6 protein-coding genes are annotated in these 6,577 nt (G+C 71.8%); 2 read left to right on the top strand and 4 right to left on the bottom strand.

The features are described from left to right. Together BU204_RS37315 and BU204_RS37320 are read left to right on the top strand one after the other, a co-directional pair. A partial coding sequence (locus BU204_RS37315; protein WP_075130509.1) for a LysR family substrate-binding domain-containing protein occupies nucleotides 1–705 on the top strand: 705 nt, incomplete at its 5' end. A gap of 59 nt (nucleotides 706–764) precedes the next feature. Further along, nucleotides 765–1,433, top strand: coding sequence for a papain-like cysteine protease family protein (locus BU204_RS37320; protein ID WP_075130510.1), 669 nt, complete (start codon nucleotides 765–767; stop codon nucleotides 1,431–1,433). Nucleotides 1,434–1,450: 17 nt separating this feature from the next. On the opposite strand, the gene BU204_RS37325 is transcribed toward BU204_RS37320, so the two are convergent. From BU204_RS37325 to BU204_RS37340, 4 genes are all read right to left on the bottom strand, one after another. Continuing rightward, nucleotides 1,451–2,941, bottom strand: coding sequence for a hypothetical protein (locus BU204_RS37325; protein ID WP_075130511.1), 1,491 nt, complete (start codon nucleotides 2,939–2,941; stop codon nucleotides 1,451–1,453). A gap of 158 nt (nucleotides 2,942–3,099) precedes the next feature. Next, nucleotides 3,100–4,800: a glyoxylate carboligase gene (gene gcl, locus BU204_RS37330; protein WP_075130512.1), complete on the bottom strand. Its 1,701-nt coding sequence runs from the start codon at nucleotides 4,798–4,800 to the stop codon at nucleotides 3,100–3,102. A gap of 21 nt (nucleotides 4,801–4,821) precedes the next feature. Then, a complete protein-coding gene (locus BU204_RS37335) occupies nucleotides 4,822–5,703 on the bottom strand; it encodes a 2-hydroxy-3-oxopropionate reductase (RefSeq protein WP_075130513.1) in 882 nt (293 codons plus the stop codon). After that, entirely contained in the window at nucleotides 5,700–6,488 is a 789-nt protein-coding gene (locus tag BU204_RS37340) for a hydroxypyruvate isomerase family protein (RefSeq protein ID WP_075130514.1), read from the bottom strand. The genes BU204_RS37335 and BU204_RS37340 overlap by 4 nt, the downstream gene beginning before the upstream one ends. Nucleotides 6,489–6,577 lie beyond the last annotated feature (89 nt).

The raw sequence follows: 6,577 nt of genomic DNA on the forward strand, positions 1-6,577 counted from the left end.
CGACGGCTCGGCGTCACCCTGCTCACCCGCACCAGCCGCAGCGTCGAGCTGACCGGGCCGGGCCAGGTGCTGCTGGCCGAGGGACGCCGGATACTGACCGCGCTGGACGCGGCGGCCAACCGGACGCGGCGGGCGGCCGAGCCGACACTGGTGCTGGCGCTCAAGCCCGGCGGCGACGCCGGGCTGCTGGCCAAGATCCTCGCCCGCTGCTCGGGCGAGGCGACACCCGACGTCAGGGTCCGGTTCTGCGGAGTCGGCGAGCAGCGGAGCATGCTGCTGCGCGGCGAGGCGGACGTCGCCCTGCTGCACCTGCCGGGAGAGGACACAGCGGGTCTCGCCACGCAGACCCTGCTGGTCGACCGGAAGATCGTGCTGCTGCCCAGCACGCACCCCCTCGCCGACCGACCGGCCCTGCGCCGCGCCGACCTCGCCGGCGAGGACGTGTTCACCTGGACCGACGGCTGCCCCAGCACCGGCGGTCCGATCCGCGACACCGCCCAGGTGGGCCAGCTCGTCGCGCTCGGTCAGCTGATCGCGGTCCTGCCCGCCTCGTTCGCCGACCACCTGCCGCCGGAGCTCACCGCCGTCCCGCTGACCGACGGCGCCACCTCGACCCTGGCCCTGGCCTGGCCGGAGGAGAGCCGCTCCCGCTCGCTCGCCGCGTTCCTGCTGCTGGCCGCGGAGGTCGCACCCGCCGCCACCTGACCCGACGGCTTCACCGCGCTGAAGAAGTTTCCCGCGAGGTTCAGGGCTTCGACAACCCGGTGTTCCACTTCCTCGGCGAGGGCGGGTTCGCCGTGTCCCGGGCAGCGCGCGCCGGACCGGTGGCTCGGCCGCGCCACCGGTCCCGCGGTCCCGTCCTGTCCTGTCCGGACGACCCCGGCGCCCTGCCCGAAGGGACGCCCCAGGGGATCCTGCTCCACGTGCCGCGCCGGCGGGAGGCTCGGGGCAACGAGTCCCCACCGGAGGCAACCATGTCCGAGATCAACGTTTCCTGGGGCGTGAGCTACGTCCCCCAGCAGGCCGACATGAGCTGCTGGGCCGCCAGCATCGCGATGCTGGTGAACTTCCGCGACGGCACCAGCCACACCGACCTCGAGATCTGCAAGGAGGCCGGCATCGATCCCGAGGCGGGCGCCACCGACAACGACTACCCCACCCTGATGTCCCACTGGCGGCTGCACCACGTCCCGGGTTCCTGTATGACCCCGGAGGGGTGGGGCGACCTGGTCGCCCAGGCACCGACCCTGGTCGGCTGGACCGGGCACATCGTGGTCGCCTCGGCCGTGTACGACGACGGGCAGAACGGCGCCCACATCTACATCCTCAACCCCGACCCCGGTGTCGGCGAGAGCTGGCTGACCTGGGAGGACGTCGAGCGGCGGTTCGAGCTGCGGGCCAACCGCCGGATGCACATGATCCAGGCCGACTGACTAGGGCGCGGCCGCGGTCACAGCCCCAGCTGCCACCGGATGCTCCTGCGGCTGGTTTCCGAGTACCGGTTGAGCACCCGGCCCGCCGACTCCGGTGAGTCGGGCAGCGGTCCGCGCACGTGCGGCAGCCGTTCGACCGGGGTGCGGGCCATGACCACGTTGAGGAAGCCGAGCGTGCGGGTGAACAGCTGGTCGACGAACATCCCGGGGTCGGCGTAGAGCTCGCCGGGGTGGATCTCGCGCACGCCCCACGCCGCGGCGCCGCCGAACCAGTCGAACAGCGCCGCCAGCTCGCCGCCCGGCGAGGGCGGGAGGGTGAACAGGATGCTCGCCGGCGCCGGGGTGTCCGGCGAGAGCAGGCCGCGCAGGGTCTCGGCGTGCAGCGAGTCGCGCAGGGCGGCGAGCCCGGTCACCAACTGGCGGCCGGGTGTGCGCTCACCGACCAGCGCGGCGAGGTTCTTGTCCCGCTCCCGCACCTTCTTCACCCAGTCCGGCCGGTTCCAGTCCGCGGGCGGGCGCTCCCCCAGGTCCAGCACGCGGTGCGCGACCCGAGCCGAGACGTCCACGGCCGCGCTCAGGAGCAGCAACACGTTGTCCAACGTGGACAGCACAGCTGAGCGGCTGTCGTTGTTCTTGGCTCGGTTCACGATCCGGTGCAGCTCGTCGCGGCACTCCAGCGCCTTCGCGACGCGCTGTACCAACGCCCCGGCCAGCTCGCTCAGGGTGTCCTCGCCCGTCGCGACCGACTCCTGGTCGCAGGCCGCCGACCAGCGCCAGACGGCCGGCAGCAGCTCCATCGCGCCGACGGCGAAGTAGCCGCCGCGGCGCATCGGGAAGTGCTTGTCGTGGTTGCGAACCACCGAGTACACGCCCTGCGAGCGCAGGTAGAGCCCGACCACCGGCAGCGCCTCCGCCGGGCGCAGCACCTTCGTCCTGGACGAGCGGCCGCGCGACAGGTACAGGTAGGGCCGTTCGGTCACGAAGATGTCGGCATCCAGGCCCAGGGCCACCTGCAGCGCGAGCGCGTCCGCCTCGCGCTTGTCCGCTGCCTGCGCTGCCGGCAGATCGGTGTAGGCCACGGCCTCGTCCCTGGCCCGCCGGTGGCGGTCCATGTAGGCGGTGCCCCGAACCGGCCTCCGGTTGGTGCAGAAGACGATCCCGCGACTGTCCGGCTGACCGTTCGGTGGATCGACGGTCACCCAGCCCTCGTAGGCGCGGCCACCGTCGGTCAGCTCGTACATCGTCGTGCCGGGCGGCGGCCCGTTGTCGGCGTAGCGGAAGCAGATCACGTGGTCGTGCATGAGCAGGCCGGTGAGCACCTCCTCGGGCGTGACCTCGAGCAGCTCGGCCGGTACCTGGTAGAGCTCGCCGTCGATCACCACCCGCAGCTTCCGCAGCGGCGGCCTCGGCGCGAACGGGGACTCGTCGGAGTCGTGCGGGTCGGGGTTCCGCGGCCACTCGACATGCGCGCTGAGCATGCCGTGGTGCTGCCCGAGTCGTGGGATCACCTTATGTTCTCGCTTCGTCCCGTACTGCGGCGAACCAGAGCGGACATGCTACTGGAGGTCGGCCGCGGCGCGAGCCGTCCGGTTGGACGATCGTGCGACCGTGCGCCGGCATCCAGGGTGGACGCCGGCGCACGGAGCCGGGGACGGGGACTGGGCGATCAGTCGGGGGTGGCGGCGAGCTCGGGTGTCGGCTCGAACTCCTTGATCGCGTCGATCGAGACCGGGCCCATGGCGGCGTTGGCCTCGCGCTCGACCATGACCTCGACGAGGACCGGCAGGGACTGGGCGGCGGACTCGGCCGAGGCCCAGGCCAGGGCCTCCCGAATGTGCTCTGGGCGCTCCACCCGGCGGGCCGGGCAGCCGAACGCCTCCATCAGCTTGACGTGGTCGATCCCGCCCTCGCCGTAGTGCAGGTCGACGGCGTAGTTCATGTCGTAGGGAATCTCCGCCTGCCGGATCAGGCCGAGGTACTCGTTGTTCACCATGACGATCACGAACGGGATCCGGTACTGGGCCGCGACCGCGATCTCCTCCATGAGGAACTGGAACGAGTAGTCCCCGGCCACCGCGACCACCTCCCGCTCCGGGAAGGCGCACTTGACGCCCATGGCGGCAGGCACCTCCCAGCCCAGCGGCCCGGCCTGCCCGCAGACTAGGTAACGCCGCGGGAGGTAGGTGTGCTGGAACTGGCCGGACCAGATCTGGTAGAGCCCGATCGCGGTGACGAACGTGGTGTCCGGCCCGAAGAACTCGTTGAGCTCGCGGTAGACCCGGGGCGGCTTGATCGGCACGTCGTCGAAGTCGTCCCGGCGGGGCAGGGACGCGCGCAGCTCGGCCACCCGGGCCGGCCACTCCGGCGACCGCGGCGGCGCCGAGATCGCCTTCGCGCACTCGCTGATGGCCGCGAGCGTCGGCCGGGCGTGGCCGACCACGCCCAGGTCCGGCTCGAACACCTTGCCGATCTGGGTCGGCTCGATGTCGACGTGGATGAACCGGCGGCCCCTGGTGTACACGGACAGGTCACCGGTGTGCCGGTCGCCGAAGCGCGCGCCGACCGCGAGCACCAGGTCGCTGTCGAGGAAGGCCTGGTTGCCCCAGCGGGTCTGGGTCTGCAACCCGGCCATGCCGGCGAACAGCTCGTGGTCCTCGGGGAACGCGCCCTTGCCCATCAGCGTGACCTGGACCGGGATGTTCAGCGAGGTGGCGAGCTCCATCAGCTCCTCGGTGGCGTCGGCGATGATCACCCCGCCGCCGGCCAGGATCAGCGGCCGCTGCGCCGAGAGCAGCATGTCGACCGCGGCGCGTACCCGCGTCGGCGAGGGCGCCGGCACGTCGATCGGCAGCGGCTCGTCGAGCGACGGGTCATAGCGGCAGGTGCCGCGCTGCACGTCCAGCGGCAGGTCGATCAGCACCGGTCCGGGTCGCCCCGACCTGGCGATCCGGAAGGCCTCGCGGAACACCCACGGCGCCTGGCCGGGCTCCTTGAGCTGAACCGCCCACTTGGTCACCGGCTTGGCGATCTCGACGATGTCGACCGCCTGGAACGCCTCCTGGTGCAGCTTGGCCTTCGGTGCCTGGCCGGTGATGCACACCATCGGGATCGAGTCGGCCAGGGCCGTGTACAGGCCGGTGATCATGTTCGTGCCGGCCGGACCGGACGTGCCGATGGACACCCCGACCTTCCCGGTGGCCCTGGACCAGCCGTCCGCGGCGTGGGTGCCGCCCTCCTCGTGCCGCACGGTGATGTGCTTGATGCCCGAGGTGCGCATCGCCGCGTACAGCGGGAGGATCGCCGCACCCGGGATCCCGAACACCGTGTCGACACCCTCGGACTCCATCACCGCGACCGCGGCCTCCATGCACGGAACGCTCTTCACGCCTCAGTCCCCTCTGCCGGAAAGGTTCTCCGCGACCTTGAGCAGCGCGGAGTGGTCGAGTTGGCCGTGTCCCTGCGCCCGGGCGGACGCGATCAGCTGCGCGACGAGCCCACCGACCGGCAGCGCCACCTCGGCCTCCCGGGCGGCATCGAGCACGATGCCCATGTCCTTGTGGTGCAGGTCGATCCGGAACCCCGGCTCGAACCGCCGCTCCACCATCGTCCTGCGCTTGAGCTCCAGAATCCGGCTGCCGGCGAGCCCGCCGGCCAGCACGTCCAGGCCGAGGCCGGCGTCCAGGCCGGAGGCCTCCAGCAGCACGATCGCCTCGGCGACCAGGGCGTAGGTCCCGCCGACGACGAGCTGGTTTGCCGCCTTCACCGTCTGCCCGGCTCCGGCGGGTCCGACATGGACGATCGTCCTGCCGAGCGGCTCGAACACCGCCGCCGCGGCGGCGAAGTCCTCGGGCGCGCCACCGACCATGATGGACAGGACGCCGTCGATCGCTCCCCGCTCGCCGCCGGACACCGGGGCGTCGAGCACCCGCACCCCGCGCTCGGCGCCCTCCTCGGCGATGCGGCGGGAGGTCTGCGGCCGGATCGAGGACATGTCGATGTAGAGCAGTCCCGGCTTCGCCGAGTCGAGCACCCCGCCCTCGCCGAAGGCGACCGCCTCGACCTGCGGGAAGTTCGGCAACATGGTGATCACCACGTCGGCGTCCGAAGTCGCCCGGGCGACGCTCTCCGCCACCTGCCCGCCCTCCCCGGTCAGCCGCTCCAAAGAGGACTCCACGAGGTCGTACCCGATGACGTCGAACCCGGCACGCAGCAGGTTCGACGCCATCGGGCTGCCCATGATGCCCAGCCCGATGAATCCGACGGTGGTCATGCCTGCTCCTCCAACCATCCGAAGCTGTCCTCGCTCGGGCCGACCGGCTTGTACTCGAGGCCGACGAACCCGTCGTAGGGGCTCGCGGCCAACAGCGCGAACACCGTCGACCAGTCGATCTCGCCCGTTCCGGGCTGGCCCCGGCCCGGGGAGTCGGCGATCTGCACGTGGCCGAAGCGGTCGGCGCTGGTCCGGATCAGCTCCTCGATGTCCTCGCCCATCCGGTGCAGGTGGTAGAGGTCGGCGAGGAACGCGGTTCCCGGCACCAGGTCCACGACGTCGAGTACGGCCTTGGCCGAGGTGAGCGGGTACCGCGGGTTCTCGTGGGAGTTGATCGCCTCGACCACCACCGTGGCGCCGATCCCCCTGGCCGCTGTCACCGCCAGGGCCAGGTTCTCCAGCGCCAGGTCCGGGTCGGTGTCCTCGGCGGTGTTGCCGTAGAGCGCGTTCAGCACCGTGCACCCGAGCCGCCCGGCGAACCCGACGGCGACGTCGATGTTGTCGCGGAAGCGCTGGCTGGTGGACCTCGACGAGAGCAGGCCCCGATCGCCGGACGGCATGTCGCCGGCGTCGAAGTTGAGCCCCACCAGGCCGACCCCGGCGTCGTCGATGGCCGCCGCCAGCGCGTCCAGCTCCCGGTCGCCGGGTACCGGGCCGCCGAACGGCCACCACAGCTCGACCGCGTCGAAGCCGGCCCGGGCCGCGGCCGCCGGCCGTTCGAGCATGGGCAGCTCGGTGAACAGGATGGACAGGTTCACGTCGAAACGAAGGTTCTCCGCGGCCATGCCGCACGCTCCTCGGTACTCAGGCGACCGGCTGGACCAGGCTGTGGCGGGCGAGCTCGGCGGTCTCGGACGGGGTCTTGCCGACCTTC

The organism is Actinophytocola xanthii (assembly GCF_001921205.1).
In the GTDB taxonomy this organism is placed as follows: domain Bacteria; phylum Actinomycetota; class Actinomycetes; order Mycobacteriales; family Pseudonocardiaceae; genus Actinophytocola; species Actinophytocola xanthii.